Consider the following 23,941-nt stretch of genomic DNA (forward strand, 5'->3'; position numbering starts at 1 on the left):
TAGCAGGGTGCTGGCGGGCGACAGCGGAGGACGGTGCGACTACTCTTAAGCATCATGCAACAAATGGCCTTTTTCATTGGGCCATTTCGGGAACCGATGACTTTTACCGGGTTACGCTTAATGCCACGTCGCTCCGTCGAAGCCCTGATCAAGGGGCTCAAGAAACTGCTTCACGTTGTAGCGCGTCCGGCCAAGTCAGAAAGAGTCCACGGCGGCAGGCTGATTCATACCTACCGGGGCTATGGAACGCATCGGGAAGTCTTTCTGATGGGCCGGGTCTTTCGTCAGCCCGGCTTTAATCTGAACCTGGCCGAGGGGTCGTGGTTAAGCGATCTGGCCGGTATCGTACGGCGTACCGTACGCTGGGGCGTCAAGCACATTGATATCCAGATCCAGCTGGGCGATCAGACGGTGACGGTGACTACCGACCGGGACGGCTATTTCAACGCCCATCTCCAGCTTGAGACACCCCTGCCGGGAGATCGCATCTGGCATGAGGCACATCTGCGTATCCTCTCGCCAAGTCGTGATCGAAAGAGCTCACGTGCCAATGATAGCGCCGGTGGTGAGGCCGTGGCCGATATCTACGTGCCGCCTGCCGATATCGACTTTGCCGTCATCAGCGATATTGACGATACGGTGATGTATACCGGCGTGGCCAACAAGCTGAAGATGATGTATCACCTCTTTATTGCCCGCGCCGAGCAGCGCATGGCCTTTCCCGGCGTGGCGGCACTGTATCGCGGCTTTCATGTCGGCGATGGTGATCAGCACTGCCAGCGCCCGCTGCTGTATGTCTCGCGCGCGCCCTGGAGCATCTATGAAATGCTGGAGGCGTTTTTCCGGCTCAATCGCATTCCGGTCGGGCCGATCCTGTTCCTGCGTGAATGGGGACTGACGCTGCAGCATCCGCTACCGCGCAAGGCAGAAGATCACAAGCGCGAGCTGATCGAGACCATGCTCGAGCTTTATGATCCCCTGCCCTTCGTATTGATCGGCGACAGTGGCCAGCATGACCCCGAAATCTACACTGCTATCGTGCGGGATTATCCCGGGCGCATTCGCACGGTCTATATTCGCGATGTCAGCAATGATGCCGGCCGACAGGAGGCCATCGAAGCCCTGTCTGCCCAGATTGATCAGCAGGACAACGACTGCTCGCTGGTGCTGGCCTCTGACAGTCTGACCATGGCCGAACATGCCCATGAACGCGGTTATATCTCGGATGATGCGCTTGAGCGGGTGCGCGAATCTCAATAGCGCCCGACGTGCTGGCCGCCGGTACGTGATAGCCGAACACAGAGATTATTGGCCGGCATGTCGATGATCTCGGCCAGTGTCAGCCCAGCCTCACCTGCTGCCGGCAATACCTCCTGTTCCAGATCTCGTATTCCCCAGCGGCTGTCGCGCCCCATAAGACTTTGATGGAAGGCTTTGTTACTGTCACTCATCTGTCCGCCATGGCGGCTGAAAGGACCATACAGCAGCAGCCATCCCTGCGGTGTCAGGTGGGGCGCGGCCCCATTGAACAGGTCAAGCGTGGCCTGCCATGGTGAGATATGAATCATGTTGAAACAGAGCATGACATCGACGCTTGAAGTTTCCAGCGGCCAGGGCTTTTGACTGACATCCAGTGCGAGCGGTGAATGTAGCCGGGCATAAGGCGCCTCTTGAAGGAGCGCGTCGCGCCAAGCGGCGATCGAGGCCAGTGCCTGAGGATGGGCATCGCTGGGGGTAAATTCGTTTTCCGGCATGGCGCGGGCAAAATGCACGAGGTGCTCACCGCTGCCGCTGGCAATTTCCAGCACACGTGCGCCCGGCGTGAGATGCGCCTTCAGCACTTCCAGCAGTGGCTCTCGGTTGCGCTGCGCCGCCGGACTGTACTGGCGGTCATCGGGGGCTGCGCTCAAGTCATCCATGGTATTCATGCTTTTCCTGTTGGCGTGCCTTTATGGGGCGGGTATTCCACGATGGAAGACTGCCCCGAGTTTGAACGACAGGGCATACTTGCCCCGTCACGTCGGTTTTCTGCTATGTTAGAACGCTTTTTTGAATGGACTCAGTGAGGCGAAGCATCATGACAGTCAATATCCCTGCCAACGAACAAGAGCTTCTTGCCATGCCGGCTGAGGACTACATGAACGAGGCGCAGCTGGAATATTTTCGCCAGCTGCTGCTCAACGAGCGCAAGGAAGTCGAAGAGACCCTTGAAGAAATGCGCGGCAGTATCGGCATGGCAGAAAGCAGCGGTGATGACAGCGACCGCGCGGCCAGTGAGGAAGAACTGCGCTATACCCTGCGTCAGGCCGATCGTGAAACGCGCCTGTGGCGCAAGATCAATGCCACGCTTGATCGCATCGATGAAGGCGATTATGGCTTTTGTGAAGAGACCGGCGAGCCCATCGGACTCAAGCGTCTGCTGTTGCGCCCGACCGCCACACTGACGATCGAGGCCAAGCAGCGCCAGGAACAGAAGGAAAACCACTACGCCCGCCGTCGCTGACACGGCGTCGGCCGTCACGGGCTGCGCCTTCTCACTGTCTAAAAATCGCTCCTGTCGGGGCGATTTTTTTATGTTTGTGCTTTGGCTTCTCTGCCATGTGCTGATTTTTCGCCGATTCCCCACAAGATATCGGTCAGCTTAATCAATGGCAAAATCTGAAACATTGATACTGGAAGGCTCAGTAAGTTAATTGTAATTCGGATTTCAGGGGTTAGGCGAAAAGTAGGGGAATTATCATCCGATCTGCACATATATCCTGCTAATGTAAGCGTTATCATCCTGTAAAGAACAATGAAAAGACATCAACGCGGGATGACCGTTTGGGGCTTCAGCCTGTTTCAGGCGACAGGCTGAAGGGCCAACAGGCTTGGTTGATGACGATATGCACGGATGAATGGCTGCTTCTTGAGCGTTTGATACTTCTGGCTTAAAGGCATGATGGGCGTCTCATATCAGACCACCACTGACGAGACGCGCCGACTCATGCTGCCAGAGGTAGCTGGAAGTGGCTTTTTTCTGGCAGAAGCAGGGAGCCTGAAGAATGCCGAAAGGCATGATAATACTTGTATCAGTAGTCATGTTGCTGCTTTGGTGCAGTCAGGCGACGTATGCCCATGAATCGGTGGTGCTCATCGCCAATCCTTCGACGCAACCCGGCAACATGACCCGGGAAACCGTGCGCGCCATTTTTGCCATGCGCCAGCGCACACTCCCCGACGGCGAGGCGGCGCATGTCTTTGTCCTGCCGGACAAGCACCCGCTGCATGAGCGCTTTACCAAGGAGATTCTTGGCGTTTATCCCCATCAACTGCGTCTTTCCTGGGATCGGCTGGTATTTTCCGGCACAGGACAGGCACCCAATCAAGTCAAGTCGATAGAAGAGATGCGACAACGTGTGGCCAATACACCCGGCGGGCTGGGCTATCTGGAAAAAGGAGCCGTGGATGATAGCGTCAGCGTTTTTGCAGTGGAGTAATCAGCGCTGCCGTTATCTGTATGTCACAGCACTGGTGATGGCCACGATGGCCAGCAGCATATCTGCTGCTCGCGCCGACGTGTTCGATACCGTGCAGGCCCATGGGTTTCTAAGCCAGGCGCTGATCATCAGCCGACACAATGATTTCTTCGGCCCCAGCAGCAAGGACGCCGGCAGTCTTCAATACACGGAAGTTGGCGCCAATGTATCCATGCGTCCAAGCAATAATCTGCTGGTCTCGGCACAGGTATTAAGCCGTCGGGCGGGTGATGACAACAGCAGCTATGAGCCGCGTCTCGATTATGGTCTGCTGGATTACCAGTTCATTACGGGTAACAACCGTGTCGCAGGTGTGCAGATCGGAAAGCTGAAACAGCCTTTTGGTATCTATAACCAGACGCGTGATGTTGCTTTTACAAGGCCCAGCATACTTTTGCCACAGTCGATATATTTCGATCGAACCCGGGCACCGGCTCTGTCGTCAGAAGGTGTCTCTGTTTATGAAGAAGAGCACCTGCCTTTTGGCATACTTTATTTTCAGGCTGGGGTGGGCAAGGCCAACACTGATAGCAACGTAAAACATACTATTTGGAATTCAAATGTGCCGGCCTCCATCGACGGTGCATTGTCTTCGATTGGACAAGTTGTTTATGAGCATGGCCCGGGCAATATTATCGCTGCTCTAACTATCGCTGATGCCAACATAGATATTGATGGCCCACACGGTGCACCTGATCGATATTCCTTCAAACCAATCATAATGTCTCTTCAATATAATCACGGATACTGGAGCCTGACAGGTGAGTATGCGCTCAGGCACCAATCCTTTACTGGCGGGAGTTTCGATCAGAGTGTCGTGGGAGAAAGCTGGTATCTTCAGTACACGCAACGTTTTCTGGAAGACTGGCAGTGGCTCTTGAGGTATGACTCACTTGTCAATAACCGGGATGATCCGAAAGGGAAGAAGTTTGAGGCTGACGGAAGAGGTGCTGACCATTCTCAGTTTGCCAGAGACTGGACACTGGGTCTGCAGTGGAATGCTACCCCTGACCTATTGCTTTCAACGGAATACCATCATGTGAATGGTACTGGCTGGCTGCCCAGAGATCAGGATGTATCAGACCAGTATTGGGGAATGTTTCTTCTTCAGGCTTCATGGCGTTTTTAAAAAGCGCCACGTGTTCGGCCGCATATATCTGCCATAAGCATTCTGGGAGAATGGCATGAATTTCAGCCTGAAATGGCGCGCTATCATATTAACCAGTCTGGTAATGGTAGGTCTGGCAAGTACTTTGACAATAGTCAGCTATCGAAATCTCTCTGAACAGTTCAAGACTTCTCAGGAAGCCAGTTATAGAAGTCGTATTGAAGACATTAATATGTCGCTGGAGCGATCCTTTGATGGTCTGCGTCAAGTCGCCGGTATTGTTGCTTCATCCAATAGCCTCGGTGAAGCGCTTGAAAATAATAACTATTCCTTTATCGACCAGATGCTGCGTTCTCAGTGGCCAACGCTTCAGATTGAGGTGGGAATAGAAAGTCTTTCCATCCTGAACATGGATGGCAGAATTGTTTCCACACTCGGTACTCCTCAGTCAAATATACCCAAAAATCTGATGAGTGCATGGGAGCAGAATGTCATTCTCGATGAAATGCCCGCAAAAACCTTAATATGTACGAATGTCTGCCGTCAGTATGTTGCCGTACCGGTTCTGGCAGATGGTGAAAGTGTAGGGGTTGTGGTGATCACAAGCTCGTTGAGCAATGTTATTTTATATACCAATAAAAGCTCGGGAGGCGATGTTGCTCTTTTGATACAAGGAGAAGTTTCTGCGAGCCATACACACTATTTACCCTCCTGGCAGGCCTCCATTATTGCGCTGACCAATGAGAAAGAAGAGCTGCCTGTTATCAGAGAGATTGCTCGGTCGAACTTGCTGACATCAATAACTCAACAGTCCGTTCGTTTAAAACATGGTGATAGTCACTATGAAGTCTTTGCCATGCCGCTGGAAAACTTTCAGGGTAGTGGTGATATCAGTCATCTCCTTTTGATGTCCGACATTACCGCTCAAGTGAACGGGATTGTGGAAAATACCAGAAACACCTTCATTATTGCAGTATTGGGTTGGCTGGTCGCTGAAATATTTCTTTTCATGATCCTTTGGAAACCCATGGCCAGGCTTCGCCACTTGTCCAGTGTACTGCCTTCCCTGGCACATGGCGGTTTTGATCGTGTTAGACGTAGAACGCAAATAAAAAGCAAGAAATGGAGGGATGAAATAGATGTTCTTGACAGGGCTGCTTTTGATCTTGCTGATCAACTTGAGCGACTTGAAAACAAGGTCTCCATGCGCGATCTGGAGCTATCGGCGCGTTTAAAGGAGCTGGCAAAAGAAAGAGATTTTATTGGCGGGTTACTTGATAACGCACATGTCCTGATCCTGACGCATGACAAGGAAGGCAATATAACGCTGATTAACCGGCATGCTCAGGAAACCATGGGGCATGACCAAAGCCTGATTGGTCGCTCTTTTGAAGCAATCTTTAACCTTGATATGCATCTTGCCATACAACTGTCAGAAAATACCAGACAGCAGGAAAGCACGGTAAAGAAAGTAGATGGTGAAGATATTATTGTGACGTGGGTTCATGCGCCACTGGATCCTGTTTCTAAAGGCGAAGATTATATTTCTGTAGGACTTGATATTACTGCCCGAAAACAGGCCGAAAAGAGGCTGGCATGGCTTGCCAATCGTGATCCTTTGACAGAACTTTATAATCGACGATTTTTTGAACATAAGTTAAAGGACGTCATGCATGACCACAATAATAGGGGAGCAGTGCTGTATCTAGATCTGGACCAGTTCAAGAATGTCAATGAGCTGGGTGGTCACCATTCTGGAGATCAGCTTTTAAAGCTCGTGGCGCAGGCGTTGATTGAGGAACTGGGAGAAAATGCGATCGTGGCCCGCCAGGGTGGCGATGAGTTCTCTATTCTGCTTGAAAGTGCAACCGCAAACGATGCTCGTCATATGGCATCCAGAATATCCCGTAAGCTCGAAGATATTGTGTTTTGTGAAAATGGCCGTCGACACCGTGCCATGGCGAGTATTGGTATCGCTCTCTATCCGGATCACGGTGTAGATCATATAAAGTTGATGGCCAATGCTGATTTTGCCATGTATAAGGCAAAGGATCTGAACAGTAATAAATGGTATTTGATTCCTGATGAATATGATACGAGTCATGAGCTTCAGGAGCGTGTTTACTGGATGGATGAAATACGCCGAGCGCTAAGCGAAAGACGTTTTGAACTGGCGGTGCAACCCATCGCATGTGTTGAGTATGGCACCATTCAACACTACGAAGTCCTTCTGCGCATGCGGGATGAAAACGGCAATCTTGCCATGCCGGGACTGTTTATACCTGCTGCAGAAAGAAGCGGGCTTATTGTTGAAGTTGATCGCTGGGTATTATGTGAAAGCCTGGATATTCTTTCCAGACTGCGAAAACGGCCCATTACGCTTGCTGTCAATATATCCGGGACGACACTACAGGATGAAGGTTTCAGGGGTTTTGTAGAACAGGCATTAAAGGTGCGGGGACTTGATCCGGCGAGATTGATTCTCGAAGTTACTGAAACAGCTGCGGTTACGGATTTTTCGAAGGCCAATAATCTTTTAAAAGGTGTTCAGGCACTTGGATGCAAGATCGCACTTGACGATTTTGGTGTCGGGTTCAGCAGTTTTCACTATCTGGGTCAAATGCCAAGCGATTACATAAAGATAGATGGTTCTTTTGTCAGCGAAATGCTCAAGTCATATGAAAACAGGCTGGTGGTCAAGGCTATTGCAGATGTCGCCAAGGGATTTGGCAAGAAGGTAATTGCAGAATTTGTCAGCGATGCACAGATACTGGAGGCATTGAAGGGATTAAATGTCGATTATGCGCAGGGATATTATGTGGGGTTCCCCATCAGACCCGAAGAGGCATTTAATTTTTCAAGCGATGGCAAAAAATGAGCAAAGAGCTGTTTGACAGGGATTATAATATAATCTTTGCAGTAACTGAGAAAGAAAAGAAAAGAGTATACTCACTAAGACATGATGTCTACTGTGAGGAGCTTGGGTTTGAGCCTGTCAATAGTAGTGAGGCTATTGAAAAGGATCCCTTCGATGAACGCGCGCTGCACTGTCTCATAGAAAAACGAGAAAGTGGTCAGGCTGTCGGATGTGCAAGACTTGTATTACCTTCCGAAACCTTGGGGTCTCCATTTTATAGAATGCCGCTCGAGCTGAAATTTTCCTCTCTTTTTGAAAGTCACGAGCATCATCCTGATCTTTTTCAAAGAAAGGATATTTGTGAAATATCCAGAGTGGCGATACTGGGGGATATCAGAAAAGGCAAAAAAGCCAAAACACTGGCTCAAAACCCTCCTCAGTCTGTCAGGACGGCGTCATTTCTCAAGGCAGGTCTTTTTCTGTCAGTGCTTGCACTTGGAAAGATATCCAATCGTCAATATGGCTTTGCGATGATGGAACCTTCTTTGGCAAGACTCCTGTCATATTCAGGGTTTCGCTTTTCACGAGTTAGCCAGTATCTTGAATTTAATGGTAAAAGAGCCATCTATTACAGTGACTGGAAAGAAGCTGTCGGCCAGCTGTGCCCGGAAATGCATGAGCTTTACGAATACATCGCCGAGCGTTTTAGCGGCGATCTTGTCGAGCATGACATGTCCAGGAAAGGGATAGCCGGATATCAGAAGATTTGAAGCCACTGTCCGGCTATCCTTGAGACGTTACTGATTCAAAAACAGATCCTTGTATTGATGCGGCTGTGAGCGCAGATACTGATTCGGCGCCTTCACCTGCGCCCCCAGCGCCGCAGCGGCGTGCCACGGCCAGCGCGGGTTGTAGAGCATGGTTCTGGCCAGTGCGACCGCATCGGCATCTCCGGTGGCCACGATGGCTTCTGCCTGTTCCGGTTCGGTAATCAATCCCACGGCAATGGTCGGCATCTCGACGACTTCACCGATGGCGCGCGCCAGCGGCACCTGATAGCTCGGGCCGACCGGGATCTGCTGGGCCGGGCTCAGTCCACCACTGGATACGTGAATAAAGCTGCAGCCCCGGGCATCCAGTTCTTTTGCCAGTGCCTGACTTTCCTCGACGCTCCAGCCGCCCTCCACCCAGTCCGTGGCAGAGATACGTATTCCGACCGGTCGTTCCTGTGGAAAGACTTCTCTTATGGCATCAAAGATCTCGAGCGTCAGGCGCATGCGGTTTTCCAGGCTGCCGCCGTACTGATCACTGCGCTGATTGGACAGCGGCGAGAGGAACTGATGCAGTAGATAGCCATGGGCGGCGTGAATCTCGATCGCCTCGATGCCCAGCCGTGCCGAGCGCTCGGCAGCACGCCTGAACTGCTCGCGAACCTCCTTGATCTCGTCAATGGAGAGGGCATGCGGGGCGTGTTCTTCTTCACTGTAGGCAAGCGCTGAAGGGGCAACAGTCTGCCAGCCACGCGGCGCGTCAGGTGCTATCTGCGCGCCGCCTTCCCAGGGCACATGCGTGGAGGCCTTGCGTCCGGCGTGCCCCAGCTGAATGCCCAGCGGCATGTCCGAGTTTGCGCGCACGGCATCCAGGGTGTTTTTCAGCGCCTGTTCGTTGTCGTCGTTCCAGAGTCCGAGATCATCAGGGCTGATACGGCCTTCCGGCGAGACAGCCGTGGCTTCCAGAATCAACAGACCGGCACCTGACAGCGCCAGTTGCCCCAGGTGAATGGTGTGCCAGTCGGTGGCATTGCCATCGCGGGCGGAGTACTGGCACATCGGCGCGATCAGAATGCGATTGGGCAGTTCAAGCCTGCCAAGCTTCAGGGGATCAAAAAGACGAGGGGAGGGCATTGAGGTTCTCCGTAAAAATTCAAATCCAGCAGATAACCCTGAGTCTGGCACAGGCCAAAGCCATTAGCACGCTATCAAAGTCGATGAGGGCCATCGAAAATTTTTTGTCCGTGTCAGGAACTCCTTGCCACAGGGCGACTCAAAGTCAGTGTTCCCTTGAATGATCCCTTGCAAGAATATTTCTTGTCGCCTGCCATCCCCTGGCAGGCTTTTTTTTGCCTGTGACGCTGGCCATGTCAACGTCCTCTCCGGGCAGCGTCAGGTCATGCCGGAAGGACCTACAATAGAAGCATTCGCGTCACTGGAGCCTTGCGCATGATTCAATCCCCATTACTGACGGCCGTCTCATCCGTTGCGCACGGGTTTGGGCATCGGCAGATGTTGATGCCCGAGGTCCTGGTCGGGTTTGAAGCGGCACGGCCGCAAAAACAGCAGGTGCATGGCACGCGCGTTGTCACGGTCGACGCTCCCGGCCAGGCATGTGGCGAGGCCGACGGGTTTCTGACCGACCAGCCCGGTATTCCTGTTTCAATCGTCACCGCAGATTGTCTGCCCATTCTGCTGGCCCATCGCAGCGGGCACTATATTGGCGCCCTGCACGCCGGCTGGCGCGGGCTTCTTGATGGCATTATCGAGTCGATGCTGGGGCAGATTACGGCCTGGCGATGGGGTGAGCTGTCTGAATGGATCGCGGTGGTCGGCCCGGCCGCCGGGGCGCAGGCCTATGAGGTCAGTGAAGCGCTGGTCGATACGTTCCGGGAAAGGCTCGATCTGCCTGAGGCGCTCATGTCACCTCGTCCGCGTCATCTGGCGCTTGGTGCCATCGCCTGTTACAAGCTCCAGGCGGCAGGCGTGGGAGAAATCGGCCATATCGATCAATGCACGATCACCACACGGGTTGATGGGTCTACGGGCGCCATTGACGGTACTGATGCTGATGCCTATCGGTTCCAGAGCCATCGGCGGCATACGTTGACCCATCCCGATCCTGAAGCGCGTCCGAAACTGCCCAATCAGCACGCCGGTCTCGTGATCCTGCCCTGAGGCGCGCCGCCCTGAGCCAGGATGTTTCACGTGAAACATCCCGAACGGTCTAAAACGACGAGCCGGGCGTGGTCAGGAAATCCAGCTCTTCGGGCGTACTGTCGCGCCCGAGAGCCTCGTTGCGATGGGGGTAGCGGCCAAAGCGCCCAAGAATGGCCAGATGGCGCTGTTCCACCTCGAGATGCCGCTCCAGTCCGGGCTGATCAAAAAGCCGCAGCGCCTCCTGATGAACGTGCAGTGATTCACTGTGCATCCACGGCATGTAGAGGAAGGGGCGCTCCCTGAGCGGCAGGCGCCGATCACAGCCCAGGCGCACAGCCTCCTGCGCCAGCACCAGCGCCTGCGGGTCATGGGAGAAGGCGCGCGGATCACCGCGATATACGTTGCGTGAAAACTGATCAATGATAATGATCTCGGCCAGACGGCCGCGGTCACTTTCGTTGTCGCGATGACCGTCACGCCAGTGGGACAGCTCGCCCCGGCGTGCCGCCTCCAGCAGCGCGCCAAAGCGTGTGGCAATGGTGTTATCCAGGGCGTTATCGCGCCGAAACCACTGCCCGGGTGACAGGGTCTCGAACCAGAACGTCAGGACATCATCGACGTCACTCGCGGGTGTCATGACGGCTGTGATCCTTGCCTGTCGTCAATGGCTGACCGGTGGCCATCGACATCATGAAGCGCTTGACCGGTGACATGCGCTCGGCACCCTTCAGCCCCCTTTCTGCCAGCGAGCGCAGCGGTGCAAAGGGCAGGGTGAAGAGATGATGAAGCTGCTCGACGCCGGTCAGCATGGCAGCGTTGCGCGGCCACTGGCGACGCTGATAGCGGCTCAGCGCATGACCGTTACCCGGGTCACTTTCCTGCTCAAGGGCATCGGCCAGTGCGACCACGTCCGCCAGCCCCAGGTTGATGCCCTGGCCGGCCATGGGATGAATCACATGCGCGGCATCGCCGATCAGTGCCACGCGCTTGCCCGCATAGCGCTGGGCGTGCAAGCGGCGAATCGGGAAACGACCGCGCTCGATAATGGCTTCAATCCGCCCAAGCCGTGCCGGGAAGGCCTCGATAATGGCGAGGCGCAGGGCATCATCATCCATGCTCATGCGCTTTTGAACCTGCCCGGGGCTGTCATACCAGATCAGCGAGGCCTGTCGGTCATGCAGCGGTAACAGGGCGACCGGCCCGCTGGGGGTAAAGATCTGCCAGGTGGTATGGCCGGCTGATTCGGCCAGACGCACATTGATGATCATGGCTTCCTGGGCGTAGTCGCGCTGATGACTGCTGATGCCGGCCAGATGGCGTACCTGGGAGCGGGCGCCGTCGGCACCGATGATCAGACGGCTTTCCAGCGCGCGCCCGTCGTCGAGCAGGCCGTCAACGTGGTCGTCATGACGCTGCAGGGAGGAAAGGCGCGATTCGCTGATCAGCGTGACCTGCGGCATGGCGGTCAGCGTCTGCCATAGGGCATGGCGCAGGCGCTCGTTTTCGACAAAGACGCCAAAACGGTCCAGATCGATATCGTCGGCGCTGAAGCTCAATGCACTCGGGGCGTCGCGGCTGCCGGCTTCGAGTCGATTGAAGTCGGTCAGAAAGTGCGACGACAGATGAATCATGACGCCGGCGTCCTGCAGCAGCTTCACGGCAGCGCTGTTGAGCGAGGTGGTGCGAAGCTGCAGGGTATCATCGGGCATCTCGGGGGCGCGGTCGCTATCCAGCACCGTGATGGTGAAGGTGGTGCGACTTGCCAGGCGGGCGGCCATGGCGAGGCCTGCGATGCCACCGCCGACAATGACGATGTCTGATCTGATCGTGCTGGTGTCTGTCATGATTGCGCCACCCGTGTAAACGATACCGTATGAAGTAAAGGCTCAAGTATAAACGACGCTACCGCGCTCGCGTGGACCGCGCACCGCCATGTGCGCTGGTGTCGCAGGAGCTAGCGCCGGGGGGCCTTCATGGCCGGGTCGTCCGAGAGCAGGCGATTGGCAAAATCCAGCAGTGAATCGGTAATCACGACCTCATCGGGGCGTTCGAGATGGGCCAGGTCGCCCCGGGTGATCTCGCCCTTGCCGGTCAGTACCAGTGCCGTGCGGCAACCGGCACTCTGGCCGGCCTGCAGATCGCGCAGGCTGTCACCGACCATCCAGGCTTCATCAAGATGTTCAAGCTGGCACAGGTCACGAATCTGGTACAAAAGCCCCGGCTTGGGCTTGCGGGTGTCGCTTTCATCATCGGGGCCGTGAGGGGAGTACACGACGTGACTGATCATGCCGCCGGCCGCCTCGACTTCCCGGTGCATCCTGTCGTGCATTGCCTCAAGTGTTGCCTCATCGAAGTAGCCGCGGGCAATGCCGGACTGGTTGGTCGCCACGGCGATGATCCAGCCGCACTGATGCAGGCGGGCGATGGCTTCCAGCGCCTGAGGAAAGGCCAGCCACTGCTCGGGGCTTCGGATGAACTCGATGGAGTCCTCGTTAATCACGCCATCCCGGTCGAGGATAATCAGTCCTGCGCTCATGTAGGCACTCTCTGCAATGGTCCCTGAAACAGGGGAGGATAGAAGAACTTCAGGGAGTCGTTTGGCAAGGTGACATTGCCACCTTTGAAGAGCTGCTGAAAATCGCTTCCTGGACGCCCTGCAATGACTACAGTACATTGAATCAAATTCTTTTTTCGGAGTTCACCATGAAAAAGCCCGTTTCGATGCTTGGCGCGGCCCTGATCACGGCCAGCATGCTGGCTGCACCGATGGCCATGGCCGGCAGCCAGGGCGCCCCGCAGGGCCAGCAGCAGGCACCGGCTCAGATGCAGCAGCCCCAGCCCGTTGAGTCTGGCACCCTGTCAAAGCAGTACAACGATGACGAGCTGCGCTCGTTTCTGGACGTCAATCGCGACATGATCCCGGTCATCCAGAGCCTGTCCAGCCAGAACGTGGAAGATCAGCAGCAGGCGCAGTCACTGATGCAGGATTTCCAGAGCAAGACGGAAGAGTCCCTTCAGGAGCACAATCTGTCCGTGGAGCAGTATCAGAAAATCGGTACTGACGCCTCGCGTGACAAGGCACTGGAAAAGCGCTTGATCGATATGGACCCCGAACTCTACCAGCAGCTGCAGTCCATGCAGTCTCAGGCGCAGCAGCAGCCGGCGCAGTAACAAGCGTCCCTCATGCGGCGTTGCGCGCTGCATGGAGGAAGCCATAAAAAAGCCGGTCCGCCATTTGGCGGGCCGGCTTTTTCTTTATCCCGGTCATGCTTCATGCAGGGCTTCGATTACGTCGGCAGATGCGACTCATGGCGATGCCCGCACCACCAGAGCACAAGGCCTGCAAGGCTGATGACGATGCCGAACAGGGTGACGCCCGTCCAGCCGGTGTGACCGTACAGCCAGGCCGAGGCCAGCGAACCGATGGCGCCGCCCAGGAAGTAGCTCACCATATAGGCAGCATTGAGGCGGTTACGGGCATCGGGGTCGATGCGATAGACCATGTTGAGGTTGGTGATGTGGACCAGCTGTACGGCGATATCCAGCAGCAGTACGCCAATCACGATCGCGACCAGGGAACGCTCGGCCCACAGCAGCGGCAGCCAGCCCAGCAGCAGCAGGACCAGCCCTGCCGTGGTGGTCAGCCGTGCCCGACCGCGGTCGACCTGACGCCCGGCCCAGGGGGCGACCAGCGCGCCTGCCGCGCCCAGAAGCCCCAGAAGGCCGATGGTAGCGTCATTGAACTGCCAGGGTGGTGCTGACAGCAGAAAGGCCACCGGGGTCCAGAAGGCGGCAAAGAGTGCAAAGGTCAGTGCCCCCAGCGCCGCGCGCAGGCGCAGTGCCGGGTGCGCCACCATCAGGCGACCTACCGAGCGAATCAGTGCCGCGTAGCCAAGCCCTGCATGGGTGGTGAGCCTGGGCAGGGCGCGCCACAGCAGCAATGTGGTGATCAGAATCAAAACGGCCGCCACCATATAGACCAGCCGCCAGTTGCCCAGCGTTGAAAGCGCCCCTGCAAAGGTGCGCGCCAGCAAAATGCCGATCAAAAGACCACTCATGACGATGCCCACGGCGCGGCCACGTTGTTCCGGGGCGGCAAGCGTTGCGGCAAAGGGCACCAGTACCTGGGCGACGACCGAGAAAACGCCGGTCATGGCGGTGCCCAAAAGCAGTACGGCGAGGTTGGAAGACAGCGCGCTGATCACCAGACCGATGGTGGCCAGCAGCATCATGGTGACCACCAGCCGGCGACGCTCGATCATGTCGCCCAGCGGCACCAGCAGCAAAAGGCCGGCAGCGTAACCGAGCTGCGCCGTGGTGACGATGATACCGGCGCTTGAGTAGTTCAGCCCCAGCTGGCCGGCAATGGTGTGTAGAAGCGGCTGGGCATAGTAGTTGCTGGCCACCGAAATGCCGGTGGCAATGGCCATCAATAGCAACAGGGGAGTCGGCAGGGCCTTTGTTGTCGTATCCCGAGATGTCACGGCGAGCGCCTCTCTGGTTTGAAGCTTAACAGGAGAGGCGCAGTGTGAGGCGGTTTGCGCCCAGGCGCAAAGCTGTCAGGACTGACGCATGTGCTCCGGCAGCGGATAGCGACGGCTTGCGCGCCCGGCCCTGACCACCTGCCCCGGCACCTCGTGCCCCACAAGATCGGAAAGCGTGGCCGAGACGGCCAGCAGAGCGTCGAGATCCACGCCGGTATCAATGCCCATCTCCTCGAACATGTGGACCATATCCTCGGTGCAGACATTGCCGCTGGCGCCGGGCGCGAACGGACAGCCGCCCAGCCCGCCCAGCGCCGCATCAAAGCGTGTCACACCGGCCTGCCAGGCGGCGAGTACGTTGGCCAGTCCCATGCCACGGGTGTTGTGCACATGCAGCGTAAGGGCCACGTCGGGCCAGCGGCGGATTACCTCGTTACACAGCGCCCTGACCTGGGCCGGGTTGGCCATGCCGGTGGTATCACACAGCGACACGCCGCGAATGCCCAACGCCGCGAGGCGCTCAACAATGTCGATCACGCGGGAGGCGGGCACCTCACCATCAAACGGGCAGCCAAAGGCGGTCGAAATCGAGGCATTGATGAACACGTCATGACCGCGCGTCTGCTCGATCATCGCGGGAAAGTGCGCCAGCGACTGCCAGGGTGTCATGCGCAGGTTGGCAAGACCATGGCTGTCGCTTGCCGACATCACCAGATTGAGCTCATCGGCACTCGCGGCCAGCGCCCGCTCGACGCCACGCGCGTTGGGCACCAGCGCCACGTAATCAACGGTCTCGTGGCGGGTGATGCCGGCCATGACGTCTCCGGCATCGACCAGATTGGGAATGGCCTTCGGTGAGGTGAACGAGGTGGCCTCGATTTTCGCCACGCCAGTGCGGGAGAGCGCATCGATCAGGGCGATCTTCTCCGCCGTGGGCACGAAGCGCTTTTCGATCTGCAGGCCATCCCGCGGGGCCACTTCCTGAATGAAGATGCGTTGTGTCATGTCAGTGGGCCTTCTCCGATCCATGATGGTCATCCGGTTCAAACAGTACGCCACGCGCAAACAGCGCCTGCTGGGTGTCAGCATCGATACCCAGTTCATCCAGCACTGCCCGGGTGTGCTGGCCCAGCCGCGGGCCGCCGCCTTCGATGCGCCCCGGGGTGCGACTCAGTCTGGGCATGACACCGGGCACTTTCAGCTGCCGGCCGGTCTCGGTGGTGATGGTTTCGATCATGCGACGGGCCTGGTAGTGAGGGTCTTCAACAATGTCGCGTGCGGTGTAGGGAAAACCCACCGGTACGCCGACGGCCTCCAGTACGCTCAGCACATGCTCGCGACTGTGGCGGGAGGTCCAGTCAGCGATCGCCCCGTCAATGCGCTCGGCATGGCGCGAGCGACCATCGTTGTGGGCCAGTTCGGGCGCCTCGGCCAGTTCCGGACGCTCGATCGCCTGCATCAGACGCTTGTAGATGCTGTCGCCGTTGCCGGCGATCAGCACATGCTCATCGTTCAGGCAGGGATATGAATTCGATGGCGTGATGCCGGGCAGGGCGCTGCCGCTGGGCTCACGGATCACATCGGCGCCGTCGTATTCGGGCACCAGACTCTCCATCATCGCAAAGACCGACTCATAAAGGGCCACGTCAATGTACTGACCCTGACCGCTGCGATGACGCTCCTGCAGTGCCAGCAGCGCACCGATCACCCCGTAGAGGGCCGAGAGTGAATCGCCAAGGCTTACGCCAACGCGTACCGAGCGCTCGCCCGGATGGCCGGAGAGATAGCGCAGGCCGCCCATGGCTTCTCCAATCACGCCAAAGCCTGGCCGGTCGCGGTAGGGGCCGGTCTGGCCGTAGCCGGAGATGCGCACCATGATCAGGCCCGGGTTGCGCGCGCTCAAGGCCTCCCAGCCCAGCCCCCATTTTTCCAGCGTGCCGGGACGGAAATTCTCCACCACGATATCGGCCTCATCGACGAGACGACGCACGATCTGCTGGCCTTCCTCGCTTCTCAGATCCAGCGAGAGCGAACGCTTGTTGCGGGTCTGGACATGCCACCACAGTGATGTGCCTTCCTCGACAATGCGCCAGCGCCGCAGTGGGTCGCCGGTGCCGGGCGGCTCGATCTTGATCACGTCGGCGCCGAACTCGCCGAGCAATTTGGTAGCAAACGGGCCGGCAATCAGCTGCCCCAGTTCCAGTACCTTCAGGCCGGACAGTGCCTGCGTGGGTTGATCGGTGGCAGAGGTGCCGTCATGGGTGGTCATGGGTGATCCGCTCCCGGGTATGGATAGGGGAGCGAGCATGGCCGAGCGGTTGCAGGTGCAACAATTGGGGTTTGACCAAGGCAGCGTTCGCAACCGGCGAAGACACTGCTAGGCTGGGCGGTCCTTTGGCTGGAGGGCGCCATGAAGCGTCTGGATTTTGTCACCCTGCGCCTTTTTGTGGCGATCGCCGATGAGCATAGTCTGACCCGCGCGGCCAGCCGCGAGCATCTGGCGCTGGCGGCAGTGAGCAAGCGCATCAGCGACCTGGAACGGCAGCTGGGCATATCACTGCTCTATCGTCGACCGCGCGGTATCGAACTGACGGCCGCCGGGCACGCCTTTTTGCACCATGCCCGATTGATGCTTGAAAACCTCTCGCGTCTGGATGCCGACATGAGCGAGTACCGCATTGGCATCAAGGGACACGTTCGCCTGCATGCCAATACCTCCTCGGTCATCGAGTTCCTGCCGGATGATCTGGGCGAATTCATGGACCGTTTCCCTCAGATACGCATCGACATGAAGGAGCGGTTGAGCCATGAAATCGTCACCGCCGTGCGCGACGGGCTGGCGGACGTTGGCCTTTATGCCGGCCACGTACCGGCGGAGGGGCTGGATGCCCGCCTGTGGCGACGTGATCGGCTGGTGCTGGTCGTGCCGCAGGGGCATCCGCTGGCGGGTGCACCCTCGGCGGCCCTGGAGCAGGCGCTGGATAACGACTTTATCGGTCTTGAGCAGGATGCCTCGCTGCAGGCGCTGCTGCAGGATGGCGCGCGCCGGTTTGACCGACCGCTGCGCATGCGCATTCAGGTGCGCAGCTTTGAAGGCATCTGTCGCATGATTGATCGCGGCATGGGGATCGGCGTGTTGCCCTGGCGGGCGGTCAGCGCCCGGCATCATGGCCTGTCACTGGTTGCCATTCCGCTCACCGATGAATGGGCGCTGCGCGAGCTGCATCTGGTCATGCGCGATTACCAGGGCCTGCCGGTCATTGCCCGTCAGCTGGTGGATCATCTGCTGCGCTGCGGCGAGAGGGACAGCCCCACAGCGTGAGGGTTGATAGTCGATGCCATGAAACGTACCCCGGAAAACCTGCGACCTTGGTCCTGGCGCTTCGCGAGTGACGAAACCTTCCTTGTTTATTGACTGATATTCAGCGCTCGGCCCGGCTGGCTAGAGTCCGAAGGTTATTCCCTCTTGCCGTCCTGATGGCGGCGGTTTCTGGCCAGGAGAAAGCCTCATGACACCCCGGATATCGGAGCCGGTTCGCAAAAAGCGGGTCTGGATCGGTTTTATCGTGCTCTTTGCACTGATCAATCCCTGGTACTTCGCCGCTGACGCCGGCTCGACGCTGATCATGGGCATCCCATTGTGGGCGCTGATCATTCTGGCGGCCTCGCTTGGACTTTCGATCTTTATTACCTGGACGATTCAAACGCAGTGGCGCACCGACAGCGATGAGCGCTATGACTCTGGAAAAGAGGGCGGCGCTGGCAAAGAGAACGGCGATGAGCACGGCCGCGGCGCACGCCGTGACGGGGAGGCCTAAGCATGGAAGTCGAACTGGCGTTCAGTGGGTGGTCGGGAATCTTCGTGCTCGTTCTGTATGGCGTATTGATGCTGGGCGTGGGGCTTTTTGCCTTCCTGCGCAATCGTGGCATGCGCGAAAGCCTTGATGAGTACTATCTGGGTGGCCGTGGTCTGGGCGTCATGGTGCTCTTTTTCACCTTCTTTGCCACCCAGTACAGCGGCAATACGGTCATCGGCTACCCGCCCACGGCCTACCGCATGGGCTATGAGTATCTGGTGTCGGTGCCGTTTTTTATCATGATCATCATGGTGTATCTCTTCTTTGCGCCGCGCCTTTATGCGCTGGGTCGGCGCTTTTCACTGTTGACCCCGGTGGACTGGATCGAGCTGCGCTTTCGCTCCAAAAGCGTCAGTATTCTTGCCGCCATCCTGATGCTCTATGGGCTGGCCAACTATCTGCTCGAGCAGTTCGTGGCGATCGGGCAGGGCGTGTCGGGGCTGACCGGTGGCACCATCCCGTATCAGGTCGGGGTGATCTTTTTCATTATCATCATGGTGGCCTACAGCTGGCTGGGCGGCATGCGCTCGGTGGCCTATACCGACACCATTCAGGGGTTGGCACTGCTCTTTGGCGTGTTTACCCTTCTGATCGGCTCGCTGTATTACTTTGGCGGTCTGCCCTCGGCGGCGGCTCACATGCAGGCCACTGCCCCCGAAAAGCTCAACCCGCCCGACGGTGCCGGGCTGACCCGCTGGTTCAGTCTGCTGGTGCTGGTGGGCATTGGCGCAGCGATCTATCCCCATGCGGTACAGCGCATCTTCTCGGCAAAAAGTGAGGCCACGCTCAAGCGCTCCTTTATTCGCATGGCCTATATGCCGTTTCTGACCGCAGGCGTTGTCTTCATGGTCGGCATTATCGGTATCTCGGCCTTTCCGGATCTTTCCACTGCGCAGTCCGAACAGCTGGTGGGCATGATGGCCAATGCACTCGCCAATCAGAACGCGTTTTTCTACTGGGCGATGGTGCTGCTCTTTGGCGGGGTAATTGCGGCGATCGTCTCGACCGCGGATTCGGTACTTTTGACCTTTTCCTCGATCATCTCCAACGACCTGTACGGGCGCTATATCAGGCCCGAAGCCAGCGAGTATCAAAAGGTGCTGGCCGGCAAGCTGGTGGGGCTGGTGGCAGTGGCGATTCTGATCGTGATTGCCTGGTATCCGCCGGCCACGCTCTATCAGATCTTCGTGCTCAAGTTCGAGGTGCTCATTCAGGTCGGTCCGGCCATGATCCTGGGGCTTTACTGGACGCGGCTCAACAGCCGGGCGGTGTTTGCCGGCATGCTGGCCGGTGCCGCGCTGGCGGGCGTCTTCACCTTCATGGGCTATCGCCCGCTGGGCGTTTACAGCGGGCTGTGGGGGCTGGTACTCAATCTGGGTATCTGTGTAATCGGCACGCTGCTGTCCGGTGCCGGCACGGCGGCGCGTGAGCATGCCCGTGAGGTGATCGGCTTTCGTTACAGCTGAAAGGGCAGGACACCCCTGAAAAAACGGGCAGACCGGTGTCACCGGTCTGCCCGTTTGCCCCTGTTTCACATGAAACAGGGGCGTATCATGCATCCTTGCGATCCTGTGTCAGGCGAGGGCCTTCTCCAGCACCGCGAAGCGCAGGTCGTCACGCCTTGGCGTGCCAAAGCGCGTATCGCCGTAGGGGAAGGGCTGGTATTCACCGGTGCGCTGATAACCGCGGCGCTCATACCAGGCGATCAACTCCAGGCGCACATCGATGACCGTCATGCGCAGCCGTTCCAGACCCAGCTCCTCGCTCACCACGCGCTCGGCTTCCGCCAGTACTGCCTGACCGATGCCGTGGCCCTGTAGCCAGGGACGCACGGCAAACATGCCGAAATAGCCGGCACCGTTGTCCTCGGCCACGTGGGCACAGGCCACCAGTTCGTGGGTGCTGTCTCCCGGTCGCTCGGCAATGATGACGTAACTGCCGGGGCGCTTGATGTCGGCAAGCAGTACTTCGGGAGCAAGGCGCTCGCCGTCAAGCAGGTCCGCTTCGGTGGTCCAGCCGGTACGGCTGGACTCGCCGCGATAGGCCGAGGTCACAAGGCTTACCAGCGCCTGGACGTCGTCAGGCGTGGCGATGCGAAAACGAATCTGGCTCATGACGATTGTCCCAGCAATGCAATATCGGCGACTTCAAGGAAGAGCCCCTGAAGCCCGGCCAGCAGCGCCAGACGGTTACGCCGCAGCGCTTCGTCATCACTCATGACCATGACCTGATCAAAGAAGTCATCGACCGGTGCCTTGAGCTCGGCCAGGGCGTCCAGCGCCCGGGCGTAGTCGCGCTCGTCGATCAGTGGCGCGGTTTCCTCGCGCTTGGCCATGACGGCCTCATGCAGGGCCTTTTCGGCCGGCTCGGCAAGATGGGCGGCATCGACCGCGGCCGGGACATCACCCTGCTGCTTGGCGAGAATATTGGCCACACGCTTGTTGGCGGCGGCCAGTGCCTGGGCCTCATCACGATGGGTGAAGGCGTGTACCGCACGCAGACGACGCTCGAAGTCAAAGGGATGGGTGATGGGTCGGGCCCGTACGGCCAGATAGGTCTCGGCGCTCATGCCGGCTTCCAGCGCCCAGGCACGGAAGCGGTCAAGCATGTAGTCCTGCACCTCATCGACCAGCGTCGGCACGTCGTTGACGCTGCCGTGCTGACCGGCGGCCGTGGTCAGCAGTTCGCGCAGGTCGAGATCCAGCCCGGCCCTGACCATGATGCTGAGCACGCCAATGGCGGCGCGACGCAGGGCAAAGGGGTCACGGGTACCGGTGGGTCGCTGACCGATACCGAAGATACCGGTCAGTGTATCGAGGCGGTCGGCAATGGCGAGTGCCTGGCCGGTCACGGTGTCGGGGATGTCATCGCCGGCAAAGCGCGGCAGATACTGCTGATAGATCGCGCTGGCCACGGCCTCGTCTTCACCGTCAAAGCGGGCGTAGTAGGCGCCCATGATGCCCTGAAGCTCGGGGAACTCGAGCACCATCTCGGTGACCAGGTCACACTTGGCAAGCGTTGCCGCACGTGCGGCCTGATCACCGCTGCCACCCAGCTGCTCGGCAATGGCCCGGGCCAGCACGCCGACACGTTCGCTCTTGTCGGCAATCGTGCCCAGCTGCTGCTGGAAGACCACGCCGGACAGCTGCTCGACACGCGCGACCAGTGGCCGTTTGCGGTCGGTCTCAAAAAAGAACGCGGCATCGGCCAGACGCGGGCGAATGACACGCTCGTTGCCTTCGATCACCTGACGCGGATCACGGCTTTCGATATTGCTGATGGTGATGAACGCCGGGATCAGCTTCTCCTGCTCATCAAGCAGGTGGAAGTACTTCTGGTTGGCCTTCATCGACGAGATCAGACACTCCGCCGGCACTTCCAGAAAGCGCTCGTCAAAGCGCCCGGTCAGCGCCACCGGCCATTCCACCAGACCCGTGACCTCATCCAGCAGCGCGTCCTCGATCACGGCCGTGGCATTGAGCGCACGGGCCTGTTCGCGGATCTGCTCGACGATCAGGCTGCGCCGCTTGACCATGTCGGCAATGACGTAACCCGGGCTTTCGAGCTTTGCCAGATACTCATCGGCATGGGAGAGCTCGATTGACTGGTTGTAATGGAAGCGGTGGCCGCGGGTGGTGCGCCCGGATTCAAGCCCCAGCAGTTCACAGGGGACAACCTCGCTGCCATAGAGCATCACCAGCCAGTGCACCGGTCGGGAGAATTCCACGCGCGAGGCGCCCCAGCGCATGCGCTTGGGTACCGGCAGGCCGTCCACGGCGCGACGCACGATCCCGGGCAGAAGCGCGGTGGTGGCCTCTCCCGGCTGCGTGTAGCGATGGCCCAGACGCTCGCCCTTGTCGGTCTCGATGCGCGAAAGCGCACTCACCTCAAGGCCCAGCGAGCCGGCAAAGCCCTGGGCGGCCTTCGTGGGGTTGCCTTCCTTGTCAAAGGCCGCCGCCACGGCCGGCCCAAGACGCTCGATCTCTTGGTCGGGCTGGTACTCGGCAAGGCGAGTAATGCTCACGGCCAGGCGACGCGGGGTAGCCAGCGGCAGCACTTCACCGTACTGGACGCCGGCATCAAGCAGACCGTTCTTGACGCTCAGGGCAAGCGCGTCGACCAGCTCGGCCAGCGCGCTCGGGGGCAGCTCTTCACAGCCCAGCTCGATCAGAAGCGTTCGGGTGGAAGCCATGTCGTCAAGGGCCGATGTGTTGTCAAAAGCCATCAGTTCGCTTCCTTTTGACCAATGATTTCAGCGCGCAGTTCATGCGAGGCCAGCGGGAAACCGGCTGCTTCGCGCGAGGCGTAATAGGCGTGGGCCACGTCGCGGGCCAGCGTACGTACGCGCAGGATATAGCGCTGACGTTCGGTCACCGAGATGGCGTGACGGGCATCGAGCAGGTTGAAGGTGTGCGAGGCCTTGAGGGTCTTTTCATATGCCGGCAGCGGCAGGTTGGCCTCCAGCAGCGCCCGGCAATCACGTTCAAAATGATCGAAATCGGCAAAGAGCGTGGGCACGTCGGCGTGCTCAAAGTTGTAGGTCGACTGCTCGCGCTCGTTTTGCAGATAGACATCACCATAGGTGACTACCGAGCCATCCGGCGCACGCGTCCAGACCAGGTCATAGACGCTGTCGACGTCCTGCAGATACATGGCGATGCGCTCAAGCCCGTAGGTCAGCTCGCCCATGACCGGGTAGCACTCGATGCCGCCGGCCTGCTGGAAATAGGTGAACTGGGTGACTTCCATGCCGTTGAGCCAGATTTCCCAGCCCAGTCCCCAGGCACCCAGCGTGGGCGATTCCCAGTTGTCCTCGACAAAGCGGATGTCATGAATGAGCGGATCAAGCCCCAGATGCGCCAGCGAGCCCAGATAGAGTTCCTGGAAGTTCTCCGGTGAGGGCTTCATCACGACCTGGAACTGATAGTAGTGCTGCAGGCGATTGGGGTTTTCGCCATAGCGCCCGTCGGTCGGACGACGCGAGGGCTGTACGTAGGCCGAGTTCCAGGACTCCGGGCCGATGGCACGCAGGAAGGTCGCCGGATGAAAGGTACCGGCACCGACCTCCATGTCCAGCGGCTGCATGATGACGCAGCCCTGCTGCGCCCAATACTGTTGCAGGGCCAGAATCAGGCCCTGAAAGGTTTTCACGTCTGGCGTTGACGCACTCGTGGATGAAACCGTCAT

Annotated in this window: 22 protein-coding genes; 11 read left to right on the forward strand and 11 right to left on the reverse strand. The window is 58.2% G+C overall.

Features of this window, described 5'->3' with window-relative positions; genetic code table 11:
- Nucleotides 1–120: 120 nt before the first annotated feature.
- A complete protein-coding gene (locus IE123_RS07795; RefSeq protein ID WP_189516821.1) occupies nt 121–1,260 on the forward strand; it encodes an App1 family protein phosphatidate phosphatase in 1,140 nt (379 codons plus the stop codon).
- Here IE123_RS07795 and IE123_RS07800 read toward each other — a convergent pair.
- The gene (locus IE123_RS07800) at nt 1,254–1,928 is read right to left on the reverse strand and encodes a DUF938 domain-containing protein (RefSeq protein WP_229819660.1); all 675 of its coding nucleotides are present in this window, start codon (nt 1,926–1,928) and stop codon (nt 1,254–1,256) included. The genes IE123_RS07795 and IE123_RS07800 overlap by 7 nt on opposite strands.
- A gap of 149 nt (nt 1,929–2,077) precedes the next feature.
- Here IE123_RS07800 and dksA point away from each other — a divergent pair, with 149 nt between their 5' ends.
- The 5 genes from dksA (at nt 2,078) to IE123_RS07825 (ending at nt 8,253) form a co-directional block, all read left to right on the forward strand.
- The gene (gene dksA / locus IE123_RS07805) at nt 2,078–2,503 is read left to right on the forward strand and encodes an RNA polymerase-binding protein DksA (protein ID WP_189516822.1); all 426 of its coding nucleotides are present in this window, start codon (nt 2,078–2,080) and stop codon (nt 2,501–2,503) included.
- A 577-nt stretch (nt 2,504–3,080) separates the two neighbouring features.
- Entirely contained in the window at nt 3,081–3,479 is a 399-nt protein-coding gene (locus IE123_RS07810) for a hypothetical protein (protein WP_189516824.1), read from the forward strand.
- Entirely contained in the window at nt 3,448–4,647 is a 1,200-nt protein-coding gene (locus tag IE123_RS07815; protein ID WP_189516826.1) for a hypothetical protein, read from the forward strand. The genes IE123_RS07810 and IE123_RS07815 overlap by 32 nt, the downstream gene beginning before the upstream one ends.
- 55 nt (nt 4,648–4,702) lie before the next feature.
- Nucleotides 4,703–7,504, forward strand: a complete 2,802-nt coding sequence (locus IE123_RS07820) for a bifunctional diguanylate cyclase/phosphodiesterase (RefSeq protein WP_189516828.1) — start codon at nt 4,703–4,705, stop codon at nt 7,502–7,504.
- On the forward strand, nt 7,501–8,253 hold the full coding sequence (locus tag IE123_RS07825; protein ID WP_189516830.1) for a PEP-CTERM/exosortase system-associated acyltransferase: 753 nt from the start codon (nt 7,501–7,503) through the stop codon (nt 8,251–8,253). Before IE123_RS07820 ends, IE123_RS07825 begins: the two co-directional genes overlap by 4 nt.
- Nucleotides 8,254–8,280: 27 nt before the next feature.
- Here IE123_RS07825 and IE123_RS07830 read toward each other — a convergent pair whose 3' ends face one another.
- Nucleotides 8,281–9,387 (reverse strand): NADH:flavin oxidoreductase/NADH oxidase, encoded by a 1,107-nt coding sequence (locus IE123_RS07830; RefSeq protein ID WP_189516832.1) that lies wholly within the window; start codon nt 9,385–9,387, stop codon nt 8,281–8,283.
- Nucleotides 9,388–9,771: 384 nt separating this feature from the next.
- Between IE123_RS07830 and IE123_RS07835 the strand changes: the two genes are divergently transcribed.
- On the forward strand, nt 9,772–10,431 hold the full coding sequence (locus tag IE123_RS07835; RefSeq protein ID WP_189516834.1) for a purine nucleoside phosphorylase YfiH/LACC1 family protein: 660 nt from the start codon (nt 9,772–9,774) through the stop codon (nt 10,429–10,431).
- Nucleotides 10,432–10,480: 49 nt separating this feature from the next.
- Here IE123_RS07835 and IE123_RS07840 read toward each other — a convergent pair whose 3' ends face one another.
- From IE123_RS07840 to gmhB, 3 genes are all read right to left on the reverse strand, one after another.
- A complete protein-coding gene (locus IE123_RS07840; RefSeq protein ID WP_189516836.1) occupies nt 10,481–11,050 on the reverse strand; it encodes a DUF924 family protein in 570 nt (189 codons plus the stop codon).
- Nucleotides 11,034–12,257, reverse strand: a complete 1,224-nt coding sequence (locus IE123_RS07845) for a UbiH/UbiF/VisC/COQ6 family ubiquinone biosynthesis hydroxylase (protein WP_189516838.1) — start codon at nt 12,255–12,257, stop codon at nt 11,034–11,036. The genes IE123_RS07840 and IE123_RS07845 overlap by 17 nt, the downstream gene beginning before the upstream one ends.
- 110 nt (nt 12,258–12,367) lie before the next feature.
- On the reverse strand, nt 12,368–12,949 hold the full coding sequence (gene gmhB / locus IE123_RS07850) for a D-glycero-beta-D-manno-heptose 1,7-bisphosphate 7-phosphatase (RefSeq protein WP_189516840.1): 582 nt from the start codon (nt 12,947–12,949) through the stop codon (nt 12,368–12,370).
- Nucleotides 12,950–13,116: 167 nt separating this feature from the next.
- Between gmhB and IE123_RS07855 the strand changes: the two genes are divergently transcribed.
- On the forward strand, nt 13,117–13,584 hold the full coding sequence (locus IE123_RS07855; RefSeq protein ID WP_189516842.1) for a DUF4168 domain-containing protein: 468 nt from the start codon (nt 13,117–13,119) through the stop codon (nt 13,582–13,584).
- A 116-nt stretch (nt 13,585–13,700) separates the two neighbouring features.
- Here IE123_RS07855 and IE123_RS07860 read toward each other — a convergent pair whose 3' ends face one another.
- The 3 genes from IE123_RS07860 to IE123_RS07870 form a co-directional block, all read right to left on the reverse strand.
- On the reverse strand, nt 13,701–14,897 hold the full coding sequence (locus IE123_RS07860; RefSeq protein WP_268246939.1) for an MFS transporter: 1,197 nt from the start codon (nt 14,895–14,897) through the stop codon (nt 13,701–13,703).
- Nucleotides 14,898–14,972: 75 nt separating this feature from the next.
- Entirely contained in the window at nt 14,973–15,902 is a 930-nt protein-coding gene (locus IE123_RS07865; RefSeq protein ID WP_189516844.1) for a hydroxymethylglutaryl-CoA lyase, read from the reverse strand.
- A 1-nt stretch (nt 15,903) separates the two neighbouring features.
- Nucleotides 15,904–17,166 carry a CaiB/BaiF CoA transferase family protein gene (locus IE123_RS07870; protein ID WP_189516846.1) on the reverse strand — a complete coding sequence of 421 codons (1,263 nt, stop codon included), beginning with the start codon at nt 17,164–17,166 and terminating at the stop codon, nt 15,904–15,906.
- 141 nt (nt 17,167–17,307) lie between these two features.
- On the opposite strand from IE123_RS07870, the gene IE123_RS07875 reads away from it, so the two are divergent.
- From IE123_RS07875 to IE123_RS07885, 3 genes are all read left to right on the forward strand, one after another.
- On the forward strand, nt 17,308–18,219 hold the full coding sequence (locus tag IE123_RS07875) for a LysR family transcriptional regulator (protein WP_189516848.1): 912 nt from the start codon (nt 17,308–17,310) through the stop codon (nt 18,217–18,219).
- Between the two features lie 187 nt (nt 18,220–18,406).
- Nucleotides 18,407–18,715: a hypothetical protein gene (locus tag IE123_RS07880; RefSeq protein WP_189516850.1), complete on the forward strand. Its 309-nt coding sequence runs from the start codon at nt 18,407–18,409 to the stop codon at nt 18,713–18,715.
- 2 nt (nt 18,716–18,717) lie between these two features.
- Nucleotides 18,718–20,220: a sodium:solute symporter family protein gene (locus IE123_RS07885; protein WP_189516852.1), complete on the forward strand. Its 1,503-nt coding sequence runs from the start codon at nt 18,718–18,720 to the stop codon at nt 20,218–20,220.
- 108 nt (nt 20,221–20,328) lie between these two features.
- Here the strand turns inward: IE123_RS07885 and IE123_RS07890 are convergent, their stop codons facing one another.
- The 3 genes from IE123_RS07890 to glyQ are packed head-to-tail and all read right to left on the reverse strand — an operon-like array spanning nt 20,329 to nt 23,941.
- Nucleotides 20,329–20,868: a GNAT family N-acetyltransferase gene (locus IE123_RS07890; RefSeq protein ID WP_189516854.1), complete on the reverse strand. Its 540-nt coding sequence runs from the start codon at nt 20,866–20,868 to the stop codon at nt 20,329–20,331.
- Complete coding sequence (gene glyS, locus IE123_RS07895) at nt 20,865–22,979, reverse strand: glycine--tRNA ligase subunit beta (RefSeq protein WP_229819661.1); 2,115 nt, start codon at nt 22,977–22,979, stop codon at nt 20,865–20,867. Before glyS ends, IE123_RS07890 begins: the two co-directional genes overlap by 4 nt.
- Nucleotides 22,979–23,941 (reverse strand): glycine--tRNA ligase subunit alpha, encoded by a 963-nt coding sequence (gene glyQ / locus IE123_RS07900; protein WP_189516856.1) that lies wholly within the window; start codon nt 23,939–23,941, stop codon nt 22,979–22,981. Before glyQ ends, glyS begins: the two co-directional genes overlap by 1 nt.

Origin of the sequence: Kushneria pakistanensis, from assembly GCF_014652795.1 — a bacterium.
GTDB lineage: Bacteria > Pseudomonadota > Gammaproteobacteria > Pseudomonadales > Halomonadaceae > Kushneria > Kushneria pakistanensis.

What these genes read in the sequence shown, in the direction of transcription:
- IE123_RS07845 (WP_189516838.1), bottom strand. Translation starts at nt 12,257, where the DNA reads ATGACAGACACCAGCACGATCAGATCAGACATCGTCATTGTCGGCGGT.
- IE123_RS07880 (WP_189516850.1), top strand. Translation starts at nt 18,407, where the DNA reads ATGACACCCCGGATATCGGAGCCGGTTCGCAAAAAGCGGGTCTGGATC.
- IE123_RS07800 (WP_229819660.1), bottom strand. Translation starts at nt 1,928, where the DNA reads ATGAATACCATGGATGACTTGAGCGCAGCCCCCGATGACCGCCAGTAC.
- IE123_RS07830 (WP_189516832.1), bottom strand. Translation starts at nt 9,387, where the DNA reads ATGCCCTCCCCTCGTCTTTTTGATCCCCTGAAGCTTGGCAGGCTTGAA.
- IE123_RS07890 (WP_189516854.1), bottom strand. Translation starts at nt 20,868, where the DNA reads ATGAGCCAGATTCGTTTTCGCATCGCCACGCCTGACGACGTCCAGGCG.
- IE123_RS07810 (WP_189516824.1), top strand. Translation starts at nt 3,081, where the DNA reads ATGTTGCTGCTTTGGTGCAGTCAGGCGACGTATGCCCATGAATCGGTG.
- IE123_RS07825 (WP_189516830.1), top strand. Translation starts at nt 7,501, where the DNA reads ATGAGCAAAGAGCTGTTTGACAGGGATTATAATATAATCTTTGCAGTA.
- glyQ (WP_189516856.1), bottom strand. Translation starts at nt 23,941, where the DNA reads ATGACGGTTTCATCCACGAGTGCGTCAACGCCAGACGTGAAAACCTTT.
- glyS (WP_229819661.1), bottom strand. Translation starts at nt 22,979, where the DNA reads ATGGCTTTTGACAACACATCGGCCCTTGACGACATGGCTTCCACCCGA.
- IE123_RS07795 (WP_189516821.1), top strand. Translation starts at nt 121, where the DNA reads ATGCCACGTCGCTCCGTCGAAGCCCTGATCAAGGGGCTCAAGAAACTG.
- IE123_RS07865 (WP_189516844.1), bottom strand. Translation starts at nt 15,902, where the DNA reads ATGACACAACGCATCTTCATTCAGGAAGTGGCCCCGCGGGATGGCCTG.
- IE123_RS07855 (WP_189516842.1), top strand. Translation starts at nt 13,117, where the DNA reads ATGAAAAAGCCCGTTTCGATGCTTGGCGCGGCCCTGATCACGGCCAGC.
- IE123_RS07875 (WP_189516848.1), top strand. Translation starts at nt 17,308, where the DNA reads ATGAAGCGTCTGGATTTTGTCACCCTGCGCCTTTTTGTGGCGATCGCC.
- IE123_RS07815 (WP_189516826.1), top strand. Translation starts at nt 3,448, where the DNA reads ATGATAGCGTCAGCGTTTTTGCAGTGGAGTAATCAGCGCTGCCGTTAT.
- gmhB (WP_189516840.1), bottom strand. Translation starts at nt 12,949, where the DNA reads ATGAGCGCAGGACTGATTATCCTCGACCGGGATGGCGTGATTAACGAG.
- IE123_RS07840 (WP_189516836.1), bottom strand. Translation starts at nt 11,050, where the DNA reads ATGACACCCGCGAGTGACGTCGATGATGTCCTGACGTTCTGGTTCGAG.
- IE123_RS07870 (WP_189516846.1), bottom strand. Translation starts at nt 17,166, where the DNA reads ATGACCACCCATGACGGCACCTCTGCCACCGATCAACCCACGCAGGCA.
- IE123_RS07820 (WP_189516828.1), top strand. Translation starts at nt 4,703, where the DNA reads ATGAATTTCAGCCTGAAATGGCGCGCTATCATATTAACCAGTCTGGTA.
- dksA (WP_189516822.1), top strand. Translation starts at nt 2,078, where the DNA reads ATGACAGTCAATATCCCTGCCAACGAACAAGAGCTTCTTGCCATGCCG.
- IE123_RS07885 (WP_189516852.1), top strand. Translation starts at nt 18,718, where the DNA reads ATGGAAGTCGAACTGGCGTTCAGTGGGTGGTCGGGAATCTTCGTGCTC.
- IE123_RS07835 (WP_189516834.1), top strand. Translation starts at nt 9,772, where the DNA reads ATGCCCGAGGTCCTGGTCGGGTTTGAAGCGGCACGGCCGCAAAAACAG.